General features: G+C 41.5%; 20 protein-coding genes and 1 pseudogene. 6 read left to right on the top strand and 15 right to left on the bottom strand.

What is annotated here, in order from left to right; all coding sequences use genetic code 11:
* Positions 1–23 precede the first annotated feature (23 nt).
* A pseudogene (locus tag ACWPUA_RS04830) lies at positions 24–197 on the top strand (FanG protein).
* A gap of 77 nt (positions 198–274) precedes the next feature.
* Here ACWPUA_RS04830 and rpmG read toward each other — a convergent pair.
* Both rpmG and rpmF read right to left on the bottom strand, forming a co-directional pair.
* Positions 275–424, bottom strand: a complete 150-nt coding sequence (gene rpmG, locus ACWPUA_RS04825; RefSeq protein WP_001265622.1) for a 50S ribosomal protein L33 — start codon at positions 422–424, stop codon at positions 275–277.
* A 15-nt stretch (positions 425–439) separates the two neighbouring features.
* Positions 440–622 carry a 50S ribosomal protein L32 gene (rpmF, locus tag ACWPUA_RS04820; RefSeq protein ID WP_000290417.1) on the bottom strand — a complete coding sequence of 61 codons (183 nt, stop codon included), beginning with the start codon at positions 620–622 and terminating at the stop codon, positions 440–442.
* A 218-nt stretch (positions 623–840) separates the two neighbouring features.
* Between rpmF and ilvD the strand changes: the two genes are divergently transcribed.
* Entirely contained in the window at positions 841–2544 is a 1704-nt protein-coding gene (gene ilvD, locus ACWPUA_RS04815) for a dihydroxy-acid dehydratase (RefSeq protein WP_036756699.1), read from the top strand.
* A 56-nt stretch (positions 2545–2600) separates the two neighbouring features.
* Here the strand turns inward: ilvD and ACWPUA_RS04810 are convergent, their stop codons facing one another.
* From ACWPUA_RS04810 to tgt, 3 genes are all read right to left on the bottom strand, one after another.
* On the bottom strand, positions 2601–2942 hold the full coding sequence (locus ACWPUA_RS04810) for a metal-sulfur cluster assembly factor (RefSeq protein WP_254724735.1): 342 nt from the start codon (positions 2940–2942) through the stop codon (positions 2601–2603).
* 117 nt (positions 2943–3059) lie between these two features.
* Complete coding sequence (locus ACWPUA_RS04805) at positions 3060–4877, bottom strand: acyltransferase family protein (RefSeq protein ID WP_454379511.1); 1818 nt, start codon at positions 4875–4877, stop codon at positions 3060–3062.
* A gap of 134 nt (positions 4878–5011) precedes the next feature.
* Positions 5012–6154 (bottom strand): tRNA guanosine(34) transglycosylase Tgt, encoded by a 1143-nt coding sequence (tgt, locus tag ACWPUA_RS04800; RefSeq protein ID WP_454379509.1) that lies wholly within the window; start codon positions 6152–6154, stop codon positions 5012–5014.
* Between the two features lie 116 nt (positions 6155–6270).
* On the opposite strand from tgt, the gene ACWPUA_RS04795 reads away from it, so the two are divergent.
* Positions 6271–7128: a DUF975 family protein gene (locus ACWPUA_RS04795; RefSeq protein ID WP_454379507.1), complete on the top strand. Its 858-nt coding sequence runs from the start codon at positions 6271–6273 to the stop codon at positions 7126–7128.
* A 210-nt stretch (positions 7129–7338) separates the two neighbouring features.
* On the opposite strand, the gene ACWPUA_RS04790 is transcribed toward ACWPUA_RS04795, so the two are convergent.
* From ACWPUA_RS04790 to ACWPUA_RS04770, 5 genes are all read right to left on the bottom strand, one after another.
* Entirely contained in the window at positions 7339–8532 is a 1194-nt protein-coding gene (locus ACWPUA_RS04790) for a LysM peptidoglycan-binding domain-containing protein (protein WP_006152904.1), read from the bottom strand.
* A 166-nt stretch (positions 8533–8698) separates the two neighbouring features.
* The gene (locus ACWPUA_RS04785; RefSeq protein WP_454379504.1) at positions 8699–9313 is read right to left on the bottom strand and encodes an HAD family hydrolase; all 615 of its coding nucleotides are present in this window, start codon (positions 9311–9313) and stop codon (positions 8699–8701) included.
* A gap of 3 nt (positions 9314–9316) precedes the next feature.
* Complete coding sequence (locus tag ACWPUA_RS04780; protein ID WP_006152832.1) at positions 9317–10597, bottom strand: MATE family efflux transporter; 1281 nt, start codon at positions 10595–10597, stop codon at positions 9317–9319.
* A 60-nt stretch (positions 10598–10657) separates the two neighbouring features.
* Positions 10658–12142, bottom strand: coding sequence for a threonine synthase (thrC, locus tag ACWPUA_RS04775; RefSeq protein ID WP_006152891.1), 1485 nt, complete (start codon positions 12140–12142; stop codon positions 10658–10660).
* A gap of 74 nt (positions 12143–12216) precedes the next feature.
* Positions 12217–13494 carry a gamma-glutamylcysteine synthetase gene (locus ACWPUA_RS04770; protein WP_454379502.1) on the bottom strand — a complete coding sequence of 426 codons (1278 nt, stop codon included), beginning with the start codon at positions 13492–13494 and terminating at the stop codon, positions 12217–12219.
* A gap of 319 nt (positions 13495–13813) precedes the next feature.
* Here ACWPUA_RS04770 and ACWPUA_RS04765 point away from each other — a divergent pair, with 319 nt between their 5' ends.
* From ACWPUA_RS04765 to ACWPUA_RS04755, 3 genes are read left to right on the top strand one after another with little or no spacing between them, the layout of a single operon-like run.
* Entirely contained in the window at positions 13814–14803 is a 990-nt protein-coding gene (locus ACWPUA_RS04765; RefSeq protein ID WP_036756858.1) for a PTS sugar transporter subunit IIB, read from the top strand.
* 29 nt (positions 14804–14832) lie between these two features.
* On the top strand, positions 14833–15645 hold the full coding sequence (locus ACWPUA_RS04760; protein ID WP_006151319.1) for a PTS mannose/fructose/sorbose transporter subunit IIC: 813 nt from the start codon (positions 14833–14835) through the stop codon (positions 15643–15645).
* A 14-nt stretch (positions 15646–15659) separates the two neighbouring features.
* On the top strand, positions 15660–16571 hold the full coding sequence (locus tag ACWPUA_RS04755) for a PTS system mannose/fructose/sorbose family transporter subunit IID (RefSeq protein ID WP_414286862.1): 912 nt from the start codon (positions 15660–15662) through the stop codon (positions 16569–16571).
* Between the two features lie 216 nt (positions 16572–16787).
* Here the strand turns inward: ACWPUA_RS04755 and pepC are convergent, their stop codons facing one another.
* The 5 genes from pepC to ruvB all read right to left on the bottom strand — a co-directional run bounded on the left by pepC (position 16788) and on the right by ruvB (position 21725).
* Positions 16788–18122: an aminopeptidase C gene (pepC, locus tag ACWPUA_RS04750; protein WP_223334026.1), complete on the bottom strand. Its 1335-nt coding sequence runs from the start codon at positions 18120–18122 to the stop codon at positions 16788–16790.
* A gap of 107 nt (positions 18123–18229) precedes the next feature.
* The gene (locus tag ACWPUA_RS04745) at positions 18230–18952 is read right to left on the bottom strand and encodes a pseudouridine synthase (protein ID WP_454379499.1); all 723 of its coding nucleotides are present in this window, start codon (positions 18950–18952) and stop codon (positions 18230–18232) included.
* A 66-nt stretch (positions 18953–19018) separates the two neighbouring features.
* Positions 19019–19219 carry a hypothetical protein gene (locus ACWPUA_RS04740; protein WP_254724727.1) on the bottom strand — a complete coding sequence of 67 codons (201 nt, stop codon included), beginning with the start codon at positions 19217–19219 and terminating at the stop codon, positions 19019–19021.
* A 954-nt stretch (positions 19220–20173) separates the two neighbouring features.
* The gene (locus tag ACWPUA_RS04735) at positions 20174–20746 is read right to left on the bottom strand and encodes a nucleotidyltransferase family protein (RefSeq protein ID WP_454379496.1); all 573 of its coding nucleotides are present in this window, start codon (positions 20744–20746) and stop codon (positions 20174–20176) included.
* Positions 20727–21725 (bottom strand): Holliday junction branch migration DNA helicase RuvB, encoded by a 999-nt coding sequence (gene ruvB / locus ACWPUA_RS04730; RefSeq protein WP_454379494.1) that lies wholly within the window; start codon positions 21723–21725, stop codon positions 20727–20729. Before ruvB ends, ACWPUA_RS04735 begins: the two co-directional genes overlap by 20 nt.
* Positions 21726–21752: the final 27 nt, after the last annotated feature.

Below are 21752 nucleotides of genomic sequence, written 5' to 3'. Positions count from 1 at the left end.
ACTTCATTCAAATATATTTTTGAATTTATTTTAACATTAAACTTTGTAGATGTCAACTTCAGCTCCATCAAAATATAGATAAGAAGGTAGTGTACTAAACATTAAAAAGCCCTGCCATCGAAATGATAGCAGGGCTTAACTTCAATATCCAGATGATATATTTATCTAAAAAAGGTAGAGTTTGGACTGAAATATAGTTAAATGTATTGAAATTGAAAAAAGAAAAAACGCTTGAAATCAGCGTTTTTCTTATGTATTGATTCGTATAGAATGCTTACTTCACCTCTGTAAACACAACGTGTTTGCGAAGTTTTGGTGAGTATTTCTTCAATTGAAGACGGTCTGGAGTGTTACGTTTGTTTTTAGAAGTAAGGTACAAGCGTTCACCAGATTCTTTGTGTTCAAGTGTAATATTTACGCGCATGGTATCTCCCTTCTATTATTCAGCTGATGCAGCTTTAGCGATCTTACGTCCTTTGTAGTATCCTTTAAGTGATACACGGTGAGAACGTGAGTAATCTCCAGTAGTTTCGTCAAAGTTTACAGATGGAGCTGTTACTTTGTAGTGTGTACGACGTTTATTTTTCTTCGCTTTTGATGTGCGACGTGCAGGTACTGCCATTTCGTTTTTCTCCTTTTAAGATATAAATTCAATTAGGTTTGATTTTCATCAACTTTAATAGTATATCAAAACTTTTTTGTAAAGTAAAGTTACTTGACAAAAAAAGTTGTATTTTTTAATCGTACACTACTGAATTGTCTGAAAATTTAAAAATTTTCTTCTGTTATTCATGTGAAAATTGTGCTATAATGGAACAAACTGAAATGGGAGGGACTTTAATGACAGAATTAGATAAACGTCACCGCAGTAGTATCTATGACAGCATGGTAAAATCACCTAACCGTGCCATGCTTCGTGCGACTGGTATGACAGATAAGGACTTTGAAACACCGATTGTTGGGGTCATTTCGACTTGGGCTGAAAACACACCGTGTAATATTCACTTGCATGACTTTGGGAAATTAGCTAAAGAAGGTGTTAAATCTGCTGGTGCTTGGCCTGTGCAGTTTGGAACCATTACTGTAGCCGACGGTATTGCCATGGGAACACCGGGTATGCGCTTCTCCCTAACGTCTCGTGATATCATCGCGGACTCAATCGAGGCTGCTATGGGTGGTCATAACGTCGATGCATTTGTAGCTATCGGTGGTTGTGACAAAAACATGCCTGGTTCCATGATTGCCATTGCCAATATGGATATTCCAGCTATTTTCGCTTACGGTGGTACTATCGCCCCTGGAAAACTGGATGGCAAAGACATCGACTTGGTTTCTGTATTTGAAGGAATCGGTAAGTGGAATCACGGCGATATGACAGCGGAGGACGTGAAACGTCTGGAATGTAATGCCTGCCCTGGCCCTGGTGGTTGTGGTGGTATGTATACTGCCAATACTATGGCTACTGCTATCGAAGTTTTGGGGTTGAGTTTGCCAGGTTCTTCTTCTCACCCAGCTGAATCTGCTGATAAGAAAGAAGACATCGAAGCAGCCGGTCGTGCAGTTGTCAAAATGCTTGAACTTGGAATCAAACCTTCAGATATCTTGACTCGTGAAGCCTTTGAAGATGCCATTACAGTGACCATGGCTCTCGGTGGTTCTACTAACGCCACTCTTCACTTGCTTGCTATTGCCCACGCAGCTAATGTTGACTTGTCACTTGAAGACTTTAATACCATCCAAGAACGTGTGCCTCACTTGGCTGATTTGAAACCTTCTGGTCAATATGTCTTCCAAGACCTCTACGAAGTTGGTGGTGTGCCTGCGGTTATGAAGTACTTGTTGGCAAATGGATTCCTTCACGGAGACCGCATCACATGTACTGGTAAGACTGTCGCTGAAAACTTAGCTGACTTTGCAGATCTTACTCCAGGTCAAAAAGTCATCATGCCACTTGAAAATCCTAAACGTGCGGACGGTCCGCTTATCATCTTGAACGGTAATCTTGCTCCTGACGGTGCAGTTGCCAAGGTGTCAGGTGTTAAGGTTCGTCGTCACGTTGGTCCAGCTAAGGTCTTTGACTCAGAAGAAGATGCTATCCAGGCTGTTCTGACAGATGAAATAGTTGATGGCGATGTTGTCGTTGTTCGTTTCGTTGGACCTAAGGGTGGTCCTGGTATGCCTGAGATGCTATCACTTTCATCCATGATCGTTGGTAAAGGCCAAGGAGACAAGGTTGCCCTCTTGACAGACGGACGCTTCTCTGGTGGTACTTATGGATTGGTTGTTGGACATATCGCTCCTGAAGCTCAGGATGGTGGACCAATTGCCTACCTCCGTACAGGAGATATCGTTACGGTCGACCAAGATACAAAAGAAATTTCCATGGACGTTTCCGATGAAGAACTTGAAAAACGTAAGGCAGAAACAACCTTGCCACCACTATATAGCCGTGGTGTCCTCGGTAAATATGCCCATACCGTATCTTCTGCATCACGTGGTGCCGTTACAGATTTCTGGAATATGGAACAATCTGGTAAAAAATAAGCAAATCAAAAGCAAGCCTCAACTGGCTTGCTTTTTTGTATTTTCAAAATAAATCATTATCGAGGAGGTAGCCCTAGAGCTATACGCCCATAACGACTAATGCGTGTAATCTTCCATGCTGGAGACCAGGTAACCTTAACCTTGACATCCTCAATCCCATCAATTTGTTTTAAACCTGCCACAATCTCGATTGGCAGACTTTCTGCACAGTCACAGGCAGTATCAGTGAAGGTCATAACAACTGTACAAAGGCCAGCCTCATCTAAATGAATCTCATAAATCAATCCGAGATTGTATACATCTAACTCTACATCTGTATCATAAACTTTTTCGAGTACTTCAATGATTTGATCTTCCAATGCTAGAGCACGGTCATTAATCTTGATGTCTTCTCTCATTGCATTCCCTCCATTTTTTGATTGTTCCTATTTTCTCATAATTCTGACAATTTGGCAAGTTTTTCCCAATTCTCGTTAAAGCAAAAAAGTAGAGATACAATCTCTACTTTTTAGTGATTATTTTGATTTGACAGGTTTGTCTGCGAGAGCTTTAACGGCAGCATTAATGGTTTCTGCGTAAAGTTTTGCTCCTTCATCCTGCTTGGTCGTATCACTACCGAAGTGAACCTGGTCTGTTCCCTTCCAAATATCTGGATGATCTTTGGCGACTTGGTTCCAATCTGCTAGTGCTATATATGGATATTTTTGTGCCAGTTCACGCGCATAGCTTGCATACTGCTCAACATAAGGTTGTGTTTCCTGCGTTGTGTCCCCCTCGTATGGAGTAACTAAAACAAGTTGATGTCCTTTTGGAAGATTTGTTATCAGCAAATCCAAATCGGCTTTATAATTTTCAGGATTATTAACGCCAGTCGCAATGACTACAATTTTAGGCAAGGCTTTATTCTGACTGTAATTCAGCATCAATGCATTTGCCTGTTTGGTATTTCGACTGACCTGACCATCAATCTGTGCGTCTGGCAAGACTTCTTTTAGTCCCTCTGAAGCACGCAAGGTGACCGAATCTCCAATGATGGATACACCCTCAGCTATATTATAGCGACTGGCTTCTGCTTGATCTGCCATGGTTTTTGTTCGGTTCATATTGGTTTGCGCCTGATTGAGACCATTAACCATCAAATCCGTTTCAAATGCACCTACTTGAGGAGCTATCAATATCACGACAACGGTAATCAGACCGAGTACTCCAGCACTACCAGCAAAGACCGGTTTAATGTGCGGAATTTCTTTTGCCTTTTGCAAGAGATCAGTAGATTTTCCTGCTACTAAAGGTTCGATAACATAGAAAGAAAGGGTTGCGAAGATATAAGAGAAGATGGTGGTTAAAATCACTGCCGGAATATTTCCCATTAACTGTGAGAAAATAATATAAAACGGCCAGTGGAAAAGATAGACAGCATAGCTGGTATCCGCTAAAAAGCTGATAATCTTTGGCTCTTTGATAGCCAGTGTTTTCTCATGTAAAATGCGTGCCGCAACAATCATCAGAAGCGCTGCTAAACTTGCAAACAAGAAGCCGAGTAAATAAGCAAAGAGATATGTAAATTTCACAAAGAAGGTCAGTAATAGCAAGACTCCGAGCCCAGCTCCAAAGACTAGCAAAGTCTGCTTCAAATCCAAGCTTCTATTCAAACGTTTAAAAAGTGGCGTTGCATGACGAACCCCTATTACGGTAGCAAGCACACTACCTAAGAAGAATGGATAAACATGAGTCAAACTTGAAAAGTATACTGTTGAGTAAGAACTTACAATAAAACTACCGATAAACATCGAAAGGAAACTGACGATAAAGGCAGCTGATGAAAGTAGAAAGATTGTTCCTCGTAGTTGTCCGCTTGATTTCGCTCGCTTAGATAGGAACCAGACTGCCAACCCCCACAAGATATAATAATGAACTTCAACAGCTAAGCTCCAGTTGTGAACAAAGAGGTGAGGGATAAACTGAGATTCATAACTTCCTCCTGTCAGCATTTCATAGAAGTTAGTCATAAATCCTAGAACACCGGCAATCTGCCCACCAATTCCTGCCACATAATCTTGGCGAACCAAGAAGGTGAATGGCATGATGACAAGAATCATTAAAACGACCGGTGGAAAAATTCGATAGAAACGTCTTCTAAAAAATCCTAAGATATCAATCTTCCCTTTTTGTCCAAATTCTTCTAATAAAAGCGATGTGATCAGAAAACCTGAGAAGGTAAAGAAGACGTCAACCCCAAAGAAACCTCCTGGGAAAGTCGTTTGAAAGAAATGATACAAGAGTACCAAAAGCAAACCTGTAATCCTAATCAAGGAAAACCATTTAATACGCATACGAGTCTATTCTCCATTCATTAGATTGGCAAAAAAAGCCATCTAACTTTCATTCATAGTACCTTTATTTTATCAAAAAAAACAGAAAAATCCTAAGAGAAAACTTAGGATTTTTAGTGGATCTCAAACTAAATTTAGAAATTTCGCCCTGACTTGTTATAACCATATTTTTCAACAAAATGTTCACGAAATTCCAGGAGATTATCATCCATGATAGCTTGGCGAACCTGCTTCATCAGATTGATCAAGAAATACAGATTATGGTAACTTGTCAAGCGGATACCAAAGGTTTCATCTGCCTTAAGCAAATGGCGTAGATAAGCACGGGTATAATTCTTACATGTATAGCAATCACACTCTGGATCAAGTGGTGTAAAGTCCTCCGCAAACTGAGCATTCTTGACTACCAAGCGACCTTGACTGGTCATACAAGTCCCGTTACGAGCGATACGAGTCGGCAAGACACAGTCAAACATATCGACACCACGGATAACACCATCAATCAAGCTATCTGGCGCTCCTACTCCCATCAAGTAACGAGGTTTGTTCTCAGGAAGCAGTTGGGTCGTAAAGTCCAAAACTGCATTCATCTCTTCGTGGGTTTCTCCAACTGCTAGTCCACCGATAGAGTAGCCTGGGAAGTCCATACTTACAAGGTCTTGAGCTGATTGACGACGCAGATCTTCAAATCCTGCCCCCTGTACAATCCCAAATAGACCTTGATCATGCGGACGACGATGAGCCTTTAAACCACGCTCTGCCCAACGGCTAGTACGTTCAATCGATTTTTTTACATAATCATAAGGTTGATAAAATTGAGGACATTCGTCAAAGGACATCATGATGTCTGAGCCCAGATTGTTTTGAATAGAAATGGCCTTTTCAGGTGAAAGGAACATCTTAGAACCGTTGAGGTGATTCTTGAAGGTTACCCCTTCTTCTGTAATATTACGGCTGTCTGCTAGAGAATACACTTGAAAACCACCGCTATCCGTTAAGATTGGTTGGTCCCAATTCATGAACTTGTGAAGACCTCCAGCACGGGCAATGAGTTCATCCCCAGGGCGAAGCCACAAGTGATAGGTGTTGGATAGGATAATCCCTGAACCCATCTCTTTCAATTCTTCTGGCGACTGAGTCTTGACCGTTGCCTGAGTCCCTACTGGCATAAACATAGGTGTCGGGAAGGTTCCATGGGGTGTGATAATCTCACCCAAACGAGCTCCTGTGTGTTTTTCTTTTTTAATCAATCGATATTTGATTGGCGAATCTGACATTTTTTACCTCCGAAGCTGGGAAAGACAGTCCCAGTTCTTACTTTGCGCCCAAGGGCATACTGTATGATTCTATCAAAAAAAACAGGAACTGTCACGAACTATGGTATAATGAAAGAATGAAGTACCCAAAAATTAATTTAAAAGAAGTTCGCGAACAGGCTAGACAATTTCAAGCCGAGCACCCTCGCTTGCTGCTTGTCTTTTTATTACCAAGTATTCTCTTGATTCTATCGAGCTTTATCAGACCTTTATCCTTACTTGATGAAGGCATTCTTGAACAGTCCTTCTTGAGTTTTCTAGGGATCACAATCCAGTCTGCTCTCTTTCCGATAGCCGTTGGATTTACAAGTTCCATCATCCTAGCTGGTGCTCTCTTTACCACGATTAATCTTTACAGAATTTCTGAGATAGAGCTTTCCTTTAAAGATAGTCTGTCCTTGCTTGACAACCGCTTCTTTACCCAGACATTTCTAACGCTCTTACTCAAGCGTTTCTATCTCTTTTTATGGAGCATCCCTAATCTTTTCGGAGTCTACTTGCTCTTTTATAGCAGTGCCATGGCTCGTAAATTTGTGGAACTTCATCCCGAATTTCCATCTGTCGACGTGACAAATCCAGATATCGAACACTTCCTACTGACTTTCGCTCTCTATTTCTTTGGTAGCGTCCTAGTAATGATTTTGGGAACCATTATCTATCTGCCACAATATTATGCCTATTCCCAAGTTGAACTACTTTTATGTGACAGCCTTGCAATCGGAATTGCCAAACCTAGCCGCGTGCTGCATACCAGCCGCTTTCTCATGAAAGGCTATAAGTTCCAACGCTTTGTCCTTGATTTACAGCTACTTCCTTGGTATCTCCTTATCTGGATTAGCTTTGGAATCGCAAGCATCTCTATCTTCCCTTATATCTATAGTAGCCAAATCTTCTTCTATCAAAGACTGCTTGAAATCAAGCGGAGAAAAGTTTAACAGCAGTTATTAAAAACCAGCACCTTCATAGAAAGTGCTGGTTGTTTTTATTTTAACCAGAACTACTCTCCAAAAATATAAAACAGTTTCCTCGTCATGTTTCTATAAGGCTTTTCATCTATATTTATGCCTGGATTTTTTCACTACCTAAGCAATCGAAATAGAAAAAAGAAGTGGAAACTGAATCAGTTCCCAACTTCTCATTCATTATTAGTTCATTGATACGTGAACGTGGTCATAGTGGTTTTCTGTTACGCTACCACGATCTGGCATTGGATTCCAAGTGTAGGCTGGTCCGTATTTGCTATCGTATGGTGCGTAGAAACGTTGTTTCCAGATGATGTAGTTGATTCCACGGCTAGCCATATTTTGGATAGCATAATCTGCAATTTGGTCACCGAGAGCTGAGCTAACTGGGACCATGAAGTCAATCGCTAGACCTTTTCCGTGGTCACCTGGATCTCCTGGACGGTAACCACTAAATGATGTGATACCAAACAAGTTAGCTACTTCTTCTTTAAATGCAGCTGTTTGTGGTTGAAGACCTGCATTTTCAGATTTTGTTGCTGCAATAGTTGCATAATCAGGAGCCGCTGGTGCTGTATAAGTTGCTGATGCACCTTGACTTGGTTCAGCTTGGTAAGTTGCTGGAGCCGATTGAGCTTCTGTTACAGCCTCAGTTGTTGCTTCTGTAGTCGTTGTTTCTTCAACTGTTGTAGTTGTTTCAGCGGCCGTAGTTGTTTCCTCAACTGTTGTAGTTGGTTCAGCAGCCGTAGTTGTTTCCTCAACTGTAGTTGTTGGTTCAGCGACCGTAGTTGTTTCCTCAACTGTAGTTGTTGGTTCAGCGACCGTAGTTGTTTCTTCAACGACAGGTGCCGCAGCTTCAGTTGTTGCTTCTGACGATACTGTAGTTTCTGCTACAACTCCAGTTGTTGCTTCTGTTGTAGTTGTCTCCTCAACAGTAGTCGTTGTTTCTTCAACTGGTTGTGTCAAATCTTCGACTTGAACAGTTTGTTCATCTACTGTTACTTGATTCGTTGTTAAATCTGCTGTTGCACTTGCTACATCAGAACCAACTTCTTGAGGTGTATAAATCTCAACCTCTGTTACTTCCTCATTGTCGTTCACAGTTGTAGTCAGTACAGTTTCTGGAAAAATCAAGTCAATATTTGTGATTTTGTTCAAGTTTGCAAGGACATTTAAGTCTACTCCCAAAGCCTCTGCAATCGTGCTTAGGGTATCTCCGTACTTAATTGTGTAACTTGTTTTATTTTCGCTTTTAGCAACATCGTTTTGAATTTGCTCAACTGAACGTGGTGACCATACAATTTCTTCTGCTTGAGTCGCCAAGGTAGGGGCAAGTGATAGAGCTACTGTTGATGCTAAAATAATTCGTTTCTTCATACTATTCAAACTCCTTTTCAAATGTAGTACCTTTCTATCATAACATAAAGAAAAAAGAAAAAAAGCCCTTTGGGGGCTATTTAATAAAACTGTCTAAGCTCTGTAACAAACTACATTAATTGAAATAGTTTGTATGATTTTTGTCACAAAGCTGACATATTCTCTTTCATAAAGAGAGAGAAGGAATATCCGCTAAACAAGAAATCTGATGATTGCAATCCACCGGAGTTCCAAGGAAATTGATACTCTGAATGCTACTACTCTGAGCAAACTCGATATCCAAAGTACGATCCCCTATATAAAAGGTGCGGTCTGGTTTTAAATGGTATTTGCTGATAAGGTAGGTCGCTGCTTCTGGACTTGGTTTACGAGCAAAACCGCTCTGGCTTGTCAAAATTTCTGTGAAATAAACATCCAATCCCAAATCTCGTAAAATAGTCAAGGCATTATCGCCTTTGTGGGTGTAGACAAATTGCTGAATTCCTTGCTGATTTGCCCAGGCTAAAACCTCGCGCGCCCCCGGCATCAAGATGACCTGGGCATTCTTTTCAGCCAAGCTCTGAGCACGGACTTGATTGAGCCTATCAACATCCAAGCCTCTTTCTTCTGCCACTTGCACTAGTAAATCCTGGACAGAGTATTTCAAGATAAAAGCTCGAACTTTTTCCTTGTCAAAAGGAATGGAAAACAGTGCATAGGTTTCCTCAATCCCTGACAAAATAGCTTCATAGGAGTCCAATAAGGTCCCGTCTAAATCCCAAATAAAAGCCGTTTCTTGCATTTCTTATCCTTTCAATGTCATATAAGATTTGTAACGATAGCGTAGGAAAATCCAACGGAAACCATTATCCAAAAGCGTTCCTGCCCAGATACCAGGCAAACCCCATCCAAGAACAATTCCCATCAGGTAACCAGTTCCAATACGGATGCACCACATTCCAATACTTGTCGCATAAAAGGGAAGTCGGGCATTTCCCAAACCTTGCCAGACAGCTGTATAAATAACCGTCCCCGTTGTCATAGGAGTCCCTAAAAGTGAAAAAAGAGTCACTAAAACACTGGCTTTGATAGCCACAGGATCGCTGGTGTAGAGATAGCTTAGTGGTGTCCCGAGAGCATAGATACTAAGTGTTAAAGGCAACATGAGAAAGAAAGACAGCCAAAAAGTTTGCTTACTTAGTCTGTCCACCCTTGCCCAATCATTCTCCCCTACTGCTCGAGCTACCTGCATGACTGTAGCCGTAGCAACACCAAAAGCGGGCATGTAGTTAAACTGAGTCAAAACTTCACCGATAGCATTTCCCGCGACTGCCTCCGTCCCAAAGGAAACAACCAAGGCAATTATGACTACATCACCAGCCCTCATCATGAGACGTTCTCCCGCTGCAGGTAAAGCCAAGGTCAGAAGGTCTTTATCCAGTCCAAACGTCGGTCTCATATATGGAAGTTTTAATTGTGACCACAAAATTACAACCCCGATCAAACGTGACAAAATAGTTCCCCAAGCTACACCAGCTATCCCCATATCAAGGATAAAAATGGCGACACTTGAAAAAACAATATTTAAAGCATTGGATAAAAAACTAACATAAAGCGGCAGTCGAGGATTGTGGGTAGCGCGAATCAAGGCTCCTAGACTAGTCATCAAGCCCAGGAGAACGATTGTCCCACCAACTAAAGATAGGTATAAGCCACCACTTTCAGCCACAGCCTGTTCAGTACCTAAAAGACCAATCATCTCTTGACCTGCAAAGATGGATAAGACACCTAAAACCAAACTCAGTAGCAGAGTAATCTTAAGTGCTTCTGTCACATGGTAGGCTAGTCTAGACTGATCTTTCTGTCCCAAACTTTTTGATATAACACTAGAAATTGCTGCTCCCAAGGCAATAAAAATAGCCTGATAAATGGTGATAATATTTCCAGCTACAGACACACCCGAAATGGCGATCAACCCCAGATTAGCTACCAAGTAGCTATCTACCATCCCCATGAGCATCTGCAAGAAATTTTCACCCATGGCAGGTAAAGCTATGTTGAGAATATCCTTATTTTTCTTAAACAATCCTTCCTCCTGATGAAAAGAAACTCAGTTAGTTTCCCAACCGAGTTTACTTCCTCTGTCTTAAAGTCCTAGATAAGATTCTACTGCCACCTGCATATCTGCCGCTGCAACAGTTGTCTTGTGACGAACTGGAGCTGTTTCAAGGCCATCAACTGCTGGTGGCACTGCCACTCCTGAAATTTCGTGCAACTGAGCCAAGGCCTCAAAGTCGCTCAAACCTGATTTCCCTGTTACAGCTTCTACTGCAACTACTGGGAATTTATAAGGACTAGCTGTTGAAGCAATCACGGTCTTAGTCACATCATCTGTCGCCGCTTGGTATTTTTTATATACGGCCGAAGCAACTGCTGTATGAGGGTCCTCAATATAAGCATCTGCCTCATAAACACGCTTGATTTCTGCTGCTGTTTCTGCTTCAGTCGCATACTCTGCTGCAAAAAGGTCAAGAATCTCTGCATCAAAATCTGTCAATTCATACTGACCTTGGTTATTCAAAGCATTCATAAGTTCAGCTGTCTTAACCGCATCATTTCCCAAAAGATGGAAAATCAAGCGCTCCAAGTTTGAAGACACTAAGATATCCATAGATGGGCTAGTGGTTACCTTAAACTCACGCTTCTTGTCATAAACACGAGTTTTAAAGAAATCTGTCAAGACATTGTTGTCATTTGAAGCACAAATTAACTTGCCGACTGGTAGGCCAATTTGCTTCGCATAAAAGGCAGCCAAGATATTCCCAAAGTTTCCTGTCGGTACGGTGAAGTTAACCTTGTCACCAGCCTTAATCTCACCAGTTTTAACAAGCTGAGCGTAGGCATACACATAGTAGACAATCTGTGGTACCAAACGACCGATATTCATAGAGTTAGCTGATGAGAACTGGAGCTTGTTGGCTGCTAATTTTTCACGAAGAGCCACATCATTGAACATATGTTTCACATTAGTCTGAGCATCGTCAAAGTTTCCATCAATAGCGATAACATGGGTATTTTCGCCCGTTTGAGTGGTCATTTGCAACTCTTGTACCTTGCTGACACCGTCTTTTGGATAAAAAACGATAATTTCAGTACCTGGGACATCCGCGAATCCTGCCATAGCAGCTTTCCCAGTATCTCCAGATGTTGCTGTCAAGATGACAATCTTGTTTTCCAAGCCGTGTTTCTTAGCTGCCGTTGTCATAAAGTAAGGCAAGATAGACAAGGCCATATCCTTGAAGGCAATGGTTGAACCGTGGAAAAGTTCCAAGTTGTATTGGCCATCAAGTTTTACAAGAGGGGCAATTGCTGGTGTATCAAACTTGCTGTCATAGGCGTTGGTGATACAGTAGTCCAACTCTTCTGCTGTAAAGTCATCCAAAAAGGCTGACAAGACAAGCTTAGCTACTTCTTGGTAAGAAGCGTCTTTCAATGTGTCAAAATCCAAGTCCACCTTTGGATAACTAACTGGAGTAAATAAGCCTCCATCTGTTGCCAAGCCTTGCAAAATCGCTTGGCTGGCTGTTACTGTATTGTTCGCATCACGCGTTGATTGATAAACTAATGTCATAAATCTCTATCCTTTATCTATAGTCTCATTCATTATAACATGATTTTTCAGAAAATTCTTCCGTTATAAGAAATTTATACGTCCATTTCTTCTTTCAAAGGTTCTAAATAAGTCGTTTCACTCTGCCCTCTCATCTCAAGTCCTTTCTCTGCTATCGCTAGCAAGTCTTTGGAGAACTGGACAATCCCAGCTGTTTCTTCATCTGTGAGGTGTTTCTTAGAAAATTGTCTTCTCAAAGACTTGTAGTCACGACCAAAACTTTCAAAGAAAGGAGCTGTTTCTAGGTAAGCTTCAAGCTTGTCAAGATTCACCAACAAACCTAGATGAAAGGCTGCTGAAGCAAAAGTGCGGTCTAGTGGCTGGGTACAAACACTCCGAAATTCGACCGTTCCTCGAGTTGTTAAATCTTGGAATTGGTAGCTACGGTGCGTTTGGAAATCCTTCTCTTGAGGGACAAGAAGTGTTTCTTTCCCATTTAGAGTATAGGCAGGAATCTCGTCAGTAGCTAGGTAATCTCTAGCTCGAATCGGAGAAAAATAGTAGGTTTCTCCATCTCGTTCTGCTGTAAAAATCGCAGAATGGTCTAAATAATCAAAGAAATCATCCTCATCTTTAAAGAGTCTGGTATTGACACCAACATTCTCTGGATAAATCCCATGCATGGAGTCTTCCCAAAAAATATCTCGTGAAATCTGGGTGTCCCAGTCCGCTCCAGAAAACTCAGAATTGGCAAACAGGTAAGCTTTGGCTGCCTCTATCTGTGTGAAAGCATTGATGACACGTAGGTAGTTATCGGTCGAAACATCCAACTGGACTTGACTCCCGCAGATGAAGGCTCCGTATTGCGGAAAGTCATGTAAATGCGCACTTTCTTGGTGACTCCCCATACTCAGATAATCCATCAGCATCTGATAGCGTGGATAAGCCACAGGTCGATTGTCATTTTGATTCCAGTTTGGGTGAATCCCCCAACCCTGGATAGCATGATCCTTTTCTCCTAGCTTTTCCTGAATGACCTTCATATAGGCATCAAAGCGTCCTTGAACCTCTTGGATATCCTGAGCTCTACCAAAGGCAAACTCCAAGGTCGTGTAGGAAACCTCAAACAGAATCCGGTCCTGACTCTTTGGTTCTACAAGCTGAATTGGATTGCCATCCTGGTCCTCTTTTTCAACTTTCAGACTGAGAGCATTCACCAAAAAGCGCAACAAATCCTTGCTGACTTCAATATCTGTAGGTTGGCCTTTCGTATGAACGATAGGAAACTCCAACTCAATACCGATGTAGAGATCTGGATTTTCTTTGATATTTTTTAAATAGCGGTCTTTTAATAACTGAATTGAAGGGGACATACATACCTCTCACTCTAACTTCTCATACTAGAAAATAAATTACTCTCTATTATACCAAAAATCAGAGATAATCTTGTCGAAAACAAACTTTTTACAAAATAAGGACAGATTTGGAATTTATATTAAATTTTACATGTTTGCTTTTAAAACCTATTCTAAAAATGTTGATATATTAATATCTTTAAAAATCATTACTCCTATAATTTTTGTATAATTTAATTTAATTTGTTGATTTTTTTATGAAAACGGTTTATACTTAGTTAGTCTTAAAGTTTTCTTAAACTACAAGTCAAACATTTTATAAGGAGGAATGACAATAATGAGTATCGGAATCATTATTGCGAGTCACGGTGAATTTGCCGCGGGTATTCATCAGTCAGGATCTATGATCTTTGGTGAACAAGAAAAGGTTCAAGTTGTAACCTTTATGCCAAACGAAGGTCCAGATGATTTATACGCAAAATTCAACAATGCTGTGGCTGCATTTGACGCAGAAGATGAGGTTCTAGTCTTGGCTGACCTTTGGAGTGGTTCTCCATTTAACCAAGCTAGCCGCGTAATGGGAGAAAATCCTGAGCGTAAATTTGCCATCATCACAGGACTTAACTTGCCGATGTTAATCCAAGCCTACACCGAACGCCTGATGGACGCTAATGCCGGAGTGGCTAAAGTTGCTGCGAACATCATTAAAGAAGCTAAGGATGGCATCAAGGCTCTTCCAGAAGAGCTAAACCCAGCTGAGGAAATTGCAACTGCTGCAGCTGCTCCAGTAGCCCAAGCTGCTATTCCAGAAGGAACTGTTATCGGAGACGGAAAATTGAAAATCAACCTTGCACGTCTTGACACACGTCTCCTTCACGGGCAAGTCGCAACTGCTTGGACACCAGATTCAAAAGCAGACCGTATTATCGTTGCTTCAGATAACGTTGCAAACGACGAATTGCGTAAAGAGTTGATCAAACAAGCAGCTCCTAACGGAGTAAAAGCTAACGTTGTGCCAATCAAAAAATTGATTGAGGTTGCAAAAGACCCTCGTTTTGGTAACACACACGCCCTTATCTTGTTTGAAACACCTCAAGATGCCCTTCGTGCTATCGAAGGCGGTGTACCAATCAAGACTCTTAACGTTGGATCAATGGCTCACTCAACTGGTAAAACAATGATCAACAACGTATTGTCAATGGACAAAGACGACGTTGCTACATTTGAAAAAATGCGTGACCTTGGTGTTGAATTTGACGTACGTAAAGTACCAAACGACACGAAAAAAGATTTGTTTGACTTGATTAGCAAAGCTAACGTTCAATAATTAACATTAAATAGAAAAGGAATAAAACCATGTCAGATATTTCAATCATTTCTGCTATCTTGGTTGTAGTTGTTGCCTTCTTCGCAGGTCTTGAAGGTATCCTCGACCAATTCCAATTCCATCAACCAATCGTAGCATGTACCCTTATCGGTCTTGTAACTGGTAACCTCGAAGCAGGGGTTATGCTTGGTGGATCACTTCAAATGATCGCCCTTGGTTGGGCTAACATCGGAGCTGCCGTAGCTCCTGACGCGGCTCTTGCTTCTGTTGCTGCTGCAATTATCATGATCAAAGGTGGTAACTTTACTACTGAAGGTATCGCAGTCGCAACTGCAACTGCAATCCCTCTTGCCGTAGCTGGACTTTTCTTGACTATGATCGTTCGTACAATCTCAGTTGGTTTGGTTCACACTGCAGATGCTGCTGCTAAAGAAGGAAACATTGCAGCTGTTGAACGCGCTCACTACTTTGCTCTTGCTCTTCAAGGTCTACGTATTGCTATCCCAGCTGCACTCTTGCTTGCAATGCCAACTGAAGCAGTTCAAGGAGTATTGGAACTTATGCCAGAATGGCTTAAAGGTGGTATGGCTGTCGGTGGTGCCATGGTCGTTGCCGTTGGTTACGCTTTGGTTATCAACATGATGGCTACTCGTGAAGTATGGCCATTCTTCGCTATCGGTTTTGCTCTTGCAGCAATCTCTCAATTGACTTTGATTGCCCTTGGTGTCATCGGTGTTGCCCTTGCCTTCATCTACCTCAACCTTTCTAAACAAGGTGGAAACGGTGGCGGAGGAGCTGCAACTTCTAACGATCCAATCGGTGATATCCTAGAAGACTACTAGAAAGGGGAACAATCATGGCTGAAAAAATTCAATTATCAAAATCAGATCGCCAAAAAGTTTGGTGGCGTTCACAATTCCTTCAAGGTTCATGGAACTACGAACGTATGCAAAACTTGGGTTGGGCTTACTCTTTGATCCCAGCTATCAAGAAACTTTACACTAAAAAAGAAGACCAAGCCGCTGCTCTTGAGCGCCACCTTGAGTTCTTCAACACTCACCCATACGTAGCTGCTCCAATCATGGGGGTTACTCTTGCACTTGAAGAAGAACGCGCAAACGGTACTGACATCGATGATGCTGCTATCCAAGGTGTTAAGATTGGTATGATGGGACCTCTTGCTGGTATCGGTGACCCAGTCTTCTGGTTTACAGTACGTCCTATCCTTGGTGCCCTTGGTGCATCACTTGCAGCAACTGGTAATATCGTTGGACCACTTCTCTTCTTCTTTGGATGGAATGCAATCCGTATGTCTTTCCTTTGGTATACACAAGAGTTTGGTTACAAGGCTGGATCTGAAATCACCAAAGACATGTCAGGTGGTATCTTGAAAGACATCACTAAAGGAGCTTCTATCCTTGGTATGTTCATCCTTGCCGTTCTTGTACAACGTTGGGTATCAATCAACTTCACTATCAACCTTCCAGGTAAACAATTGTCAGAAGGTGCTTACATCGTCTTCCCAGAAGGTCCTGTTACAGGTGGAGAATTGAAGGGAATCCTCGGCCAAGCACTTAGCGGTTTGAGTTTGGATAGCGTTCAACCACAAACACTTCAAGGTCAGTTGGACTCATTGATTCCAGGATTGATGGGACTTCTCCTTACTTTCCTTTGCATGTGGTTGCTTAAGAAAAAAGTATCTCCAATCACAATCATCCTTGCCCTCTTTGCAGTTGGTATCGCAGCTCGTTTCTTCGGTATCATGTAATCTCGGTGAGAATGTATAAACAAAAAAGAGAGTGGGACAGAAATCGGTAATTCGTTAGAATTCGATTTCGTCGTCCCACCTCCGCACAGTTGAGTAGGGCTGTAAAAGCTGATGAAATCAGCGTAGTAGAGCCCACTCAACCACTGCGTCTTGCTCGACAATCCAAAGACAATTGAGAGGCTAGGACTTTTGTCCCAGCCTCTTTTTTATTTTCAATTATTCTGCCAAGGCACCCATTGGATCCCATGGTGCAAGCACGATTGGTTCTGCTTCATAGGCAGCTTGTTCTTCTGCTGTCAGCAATTCTTTACGTACAACGATTTGGTAAGTGTATTCGTCCATCCAAGCATCTGAGGCAACAAAGTAACCATCTGTACCGACCTTGTCTCCCCATGAGTTTTCAACTTTCCACTTAGTTGATTTACCATTTTCATCCAAATCAACACCTGTCAAGACCATAGCGTGGGTCATCAAGCTTTCGCTGTAGTCCAAACGTCCTGCCTTGTCTTGAGTGAGTTGAATGTCCATACTTGATTCAAAGTCATAAACATCTGTCGCAAGGATTCCTGCTTTACGGTTGCTGAGCTGGCCGACATCTGAACCAAACCAGACAGTTTCTCCTGTTTGCATTTGGGCAATGGCCAATTCTTTCAAGCGTTCCATCGGTACGTTGATGTAGCGAACTGCACGGCTACCAACAACATTTCCCAACATCTCAACTGTGTAAGATCTACCGTAAGGTTTATCAGCAGTTGGAGCATTGATCACAGAAACATAGTCTTCTAGTGGAAGGTCAACATATTTCTTGTAAAATTCTTGTGGCGTGATGCCTTTTTCACTTTGGTAGTTGTTATCCTTATCGCGATAAGCAAAGTCAAATTGACGTGGTGGGAGACCTAGTGACATGGCAAGGAAATTAAAGATTTCTTGTAAGAGGTCTTCTTTCTTAGCTTGAACAGTCGCTTGGTCAGCGCCAGAAGCCAAGAGGTCACGCAAGATTTGAGCATCTTGACGAAGCAATTTGTTAAGGATTGCATTGAGCTCACGGCTACTGCTAGATGAAACAGACTCTGGATAAACAGACTTAGGAACGACACCGTATTTCTCAAAGAGAGAAACTACCATATCCCACTGACCACCATCTTGTTGTGGGGTTTGGAGTAGGAAGCTAACCTTGCGGCTTGTCAATTCTTGGTCAGCAGTCGCAATGACTTGCTCCAAGAACCAGTTAGATTTTTCATACTTGTCCCAGAAGAAGGTGTGGGCTTGTGACAATTCAAAGTTTTCTAGTTTGTATTGAGAGATGAGTTTGTGGCGGAAAGTATTAAGTGCCGCAAACATCCAGCAACGACCAGATGCTTTCTGGTTAGTGACCTTGTCCTTAGTCAAGTCAAGTGAGAAAACAGGTGTGTTGTCTACATGGCTTTGGCGACGCTCTAGGGCTGCAAAAATTCCATTGTGACTGGCAGCATTTTCGATAGCTTGGTATTTTACATTTGCTTCATAGTTGGCAAATAATTTATCTGTAAATGATTCTTGAATCGCGTTCATAAAATCCTCCTTTTTTCTTACTGTCTATTATAACGCTTTTCACAAAGGAAGCAACCAAAAACTGAAAAAGGTAGGGATATTTCCCCTACCTTTTCCGATTATCCAGTTTATTGAACACTCTCAAGCAACCCTTCTAGTTCTTCCTTGGTTAAACGACGCCATTCTCCACGTTTCAAATCCTCATCCAAGGTCAAAGTTCCCATGGTTAAACGTTGCAAGTCCACAACTTCCTTACCACAGTAGGCCACCATCCGTTTGACCTGGTGGAATTTCCCTTCTGCAATAGTCACTCGAACCAGACTTTCAGCCTTTTCCCTATCAATAGACAAAAGCTCCAGTTTGGCAGGCTGACAGGTAAAGTCTTTAAGTGGAATCCCTTGCGCAAATGTCTCAACATCTGCATCTGTCATCATTCCCTTGACCTGCGCCAGATAGGTCTTATCCACATGGCGTTTTGGTGAAAGAAGAGCATGAGCCAGCTTGCCATCATTGGTCAAGAGCAAGAGTCCATGCGTATCGATATCCAAACGTCCTACAGGGAAAACTTCCTTGGCACGTGCATAGTCATCCAACAAATCCAAGACTGTCTTGTGTTTAGGATCTTCAGTTGCTGAAATAACACCCTGGGGCTTGTTCATCATATAGTAAACAAACTCCTCGTAGTCTAATTTTTTACCGTCAAAACAGATCTCGTCTGTCTCTTCATCAATTTGTAGCTTTGCAGATTTTTCTTTCTTGCCATTGACCGTCACGCGCCCAGCCTTTAGAAAGTTTTTGACTCCCGTCCGGCTTCCTACTGCACAGGCAACTAAAAATTTATCTAATCTCATAGGGCTATTATATCATAAAAAGAGAGCGGTTTTCGCTCTCTTTTTCTCGGATTATCTTTCTCCAATTTATTTTTTAATCATACCTTCTATCCCTTTGAAAAGAATATCTGAAATAGCCTCTGGATAGCCTTCATAGCCATTCTGTTCTGTTAGGGCATCAATGATATTTCTAATTTGCCCATCCAAGATAATGGTTACTGCAGGAACGAGTTCATCTGAACCTTCTTTTTTAAACATTTCTTGCATAATTGATACTTTGTTACTCATATTTACTCCAATCTTTTTTAAAAATTTTATTCATAGTACTCCACGAGACTTATTATTCCTTCTCACCTTCCGCAACCAAATCATATGGAAAATACGGAAGGTCTTTATTCGTTAATCGTTAACCAAATTAGTTTTTTAATCACTTTATTCCTTCTATGTACATTATTGACTACACAGATGTAGAGAATGAACAAGAGAACAGAATAAATCAGCAATCCTAAAAACTTTGCATAGACTAGGTAAACTATCAAGCAACCTATCAAACTGATACTACTAATACAAATAAATACGAAAGCAAGAGTTCCATTTTTCTTTGCTATTTCTAAAAACTCTGAGTACTCAATGTCCGTAAACAATGCAGGATATAAGTCCAAGTCTTTGTCATAATAGTCAACTACAAATTTCCCTATGAGCAAGGAAAGACAGGAACATAGAATGAAACTAGAATATTTGATAGTAGGTATATCAAAAATGGTTAAACCATTCAGCAATCTAATAATGGGGAGAGATAGCAAAGTGAGTCCAAGAGTATAGTAATGGTAATTCTTAGATGTTCTTTCGAGAATTGAAAAGTAAAGTTTCTTTTCTTTTAAGTCATAATAGACTATTTTGTTTTTATACAATCCTAGATTAACTAGTTTCCTATTGTTTTTCATTCTTTTAGTCATTGTTCAACATCTCTTTCTCAAACCACTGGACTTCAATTTACTCTAATCTCAGAAAATCTCTAGCTCACTTCTTATACTAGAGAAATCTTTCCCCTTTGTCAACATTTCGCCGGTGTTTGCCCTTTATTAGAAACCATTCTCACTTCGAGTTCGCAACAAAAAAAAGCCGCCTGATTGGGCGACTTAATTTTTTTATAGGGAGATTATTATGAAAAAGTTTTAGGAGTATAAGTTAAGGTCTTCTTAACTTATGAGATAAGTATACAGCTCCTATCTTAAAGTTTCCTTAAGTATTTTTAAATGTGAGATTTTTCCATTTTACTTGCCAGTTTTTCTTAGATAAACGCTGTTGATAAAGCTTCATCCGGTCGTCATTTTCTAAAAAATGGGGAGTTGGAGAAACCTGAAAGTTCAAAATATCCTCTAAACCATAAGGAGCAAAGAGCTCTAAAGTTGCATCAGCATGCAAGCGAAGTCCTATCGCTGTACAACGTTCGGGATATTTACTCATAGCGTCACAGGAATTCACATACGGTTCCGTATGGGGACTATGCTGATGCATATAGGCTTGATTCTTCAGCTCCCATTGATACTGAGGAAAATCCTCTCTCAACTTGTTTTCTATTGCCAGCGTTTCTTCATAACTCACCTCTGGGTCAAAGAAAATGACATCCACATCCGTTTCACGGTCAAAGGCTGGTTTATCTGACAAGAGATTCCAAATAAAATTTCGAACTGAACCAGCCGCCAACCAGGAATCTTTTAACTCCAAGTCACGGATGATGGTCAGAATAGCCATCATGTCAGGATTTTCTCTGAAAGAGTCTAAGATTTCAGTCTCATTTTTCAATATATTCATACCCCAAATGCTCATAAGCCTTGGCTGTCGCAACTCGTCCTGAACGAGTTCGCATGATAAATCCTTTCTGAATCAGGTAAGGTTCATACATATCCTCTACCGTCTCACGTTCTTCAGCGATATTCACAGAAAGAGTTCCTAGACCGACAGGACCACCGCCATACATCTCAATCATGGTGCGAAGGATTTTCTGGTCTACATAGTCCAAACCTTCATGGTCTACATCCAGCATAGTCAAGGCCTTATCCGTAATCACATCATCAATCAAGCCATCGCCCATAATCTGCGCAAAGTCACGCACGCGCTTGAGGAGACGATTGGCGATACGAGGAGTCCCACGACTGCGCAAGGCTAACTCGGAAGCTGCCTCATGAGTGATTTCCATCTCAAAAATATCTGCCGTCCGCTCGACAATCTCTGTCAAGTCGGCATGTTCGTAATATTCCATGTGACCTGTAATCCCAAAACGGGCACGAAGAGGATTTGAAAGCATCCCGGCTCGAGTTGTCGCCCCAATCAAGGTAAAAGGTGGCAATTCCAGATGAACGCTGCGACTGGTTTCACCAGCACCAATCATAATGTCAATGTAGAAGTCTTCCATGGCACTGTAAAGTACCTCTTCTACCGACATGGGTAAGCGATGAATCTCGTCAATAAAAAGAACATCTCCTGGCTCCAAGTCATTCAAAATCGCTACCAGATCACCCGCTTTTTCGATAACGGGACCAGACGTCTGTTTGAGATTAACTCCCAATTCATTGGCAATGACAAAGGCCATGGTTGTCTTCCCAAGACCTGGAGGGCCAAACAAAAGAACATGATCCAGCGCTTCATCACGCATTTTTGCTGCCTCGATAAAGATTTGAAGCTGATCCTTTACCTTGTCCTGACCGATATATTCACGTAAATATTGGGGACGGAGGGTACGCTCTACCAACTCCTCATCACCCATGATTTCATTATCTAAAATTCTACTCATGTTCCTATTATAGCAAAAATCCAGCCT

Source organism: Streptococcus sp. Marseille-Q6504 (genome assembly GCF_965111625.1).
Note: the sequence above shows the minus strand (reverse complement) of the source record. Positions and strands in the feature narration are given on the sequence as shown.

Coding starts and splice junctions, on each gene's coding strand:
- rpmG (WP_001265622.1), bottom strand. CDS start 424: ATGCGCGTAAATATTACACTTGAACACAAAGAATCTGGTGAACGCTTG.
- ACWPUA_RS04755 (WP_414286862.1), top strand. CDS start 15,660: ATGGCTGAAAAAATTCAATTATCAAAATCAGATCGCCAAAAAGTTTGG.
- ACWPUA_RS04745 (WP_454379499.1), bottom strand. CDS start 18,952: ATGAGATTAGATAAATTTTTAGTTGCCTGTGCAGTAGGAAGCCGGACG.
- ACWPUA_RS04740 (WP_254724727.1), bottom strand. CDS start 19,219: ATGAGTAACAAAGTATCAATTATGCAAGAAATGTTTAAAAAAGAAGGT.
- rpmF (WP_000290417.1), bottom strand. CDS start 622: ATGGCAGTACCTGCACGTCGCACATCAAAAGCGAAGAAAAATAAACGT.
- ilvD (WP_036756699.1), top strand. CDS start 841: ATGACAGAATTAGATAAACGTCACCGCAGTAGTATCTATGACAGCATG.
- ruvB (WP_454379494.1), bottom strand. CDS start 21,725: ATGAGTAGAATTTTAGATAATGAAATCATGGGTGATGAGGAGTTGGTA.
- ACWPUA_RS04770 (WP_454379502.1), bottom strand. CDS start 13,494: ATGTCCCCTTCAATTCAGTTATTAAAAGACCGCTATTTAAAAAATATC.
- ACWPUA_RS04735 (WP_454379496.1), bottom strand. CDS start 20,746: ATGAATATATTGAAAAATGAGACTGAAATCTTAGACTCTTTCAGAGAA.
- ACWPUA_RS04805 (WP_454379511.1), bottom strand. CDS start 4,877: ATGCGTATTAAATGGTTTTCCTTGATTAGGATTACAGGTTTGCTTTTG.
- ACWPUA_RS04790 (WP_006152904.1), bottom strand. CDS start 8,532: ATGAAGAAACGAATTATTTTAGCATCAACAGTAGCTCTATCACTTGCC.
- ACWPUA_RS04785 (WP_454379504.1), bottom strand. CDS start 9,313: ATGCAAGAAACGGCTTTTATTTGGGATTTAGACGGGACCTTATTGGAC.
- ACWPUA_RS04795 (WP_454379507.1), top strand. CDS start 6,271: ATGAAGTACCCAAAAATTAATTTAAAAGAAGTTCGCGAACAGGCTAGA.
- tgt (WP_454379509.1), bottom strand. CDS start 6,154: ATGTCAGATTCGCCAATCAAATATCGATTGATTAAAAAAGAAAAACAC.
- ACWPUA_RS04765 (WP_036756858.1), top strand. CDS start 13,814: ATGAGTATCGGAATCATTATTGCGAGTCACGGTGAATTTGCCGCGGGT.
- thrC (WP_006152891.1), bottom strand. CDS start 12,142: ATGACATTAGTTTATCAATCAACGCGTGATGCGAACAATACAGTAACA.
- ACWPUA_RS04760 (WP_006151319.1), top strand. CDS start 14,833: ATGTCAGATATTTCAATCATTTCTGCTATCTTGGTTGTAGTTGTTGCC.
- ACWPUA_RS04810 (WP_254724735.1), bottom strand. CDS start 2,942: ATGAGAGAAGACATCAAGATTAATGACCGTGCTCTAGCATTGGAAGAT.
- pepC (WP_223334026.1), bottom strand. CDS start 18,122: ATGAACGCGATTCAAGAATCATTTACAGATAAATTATTTGCCAACTAT.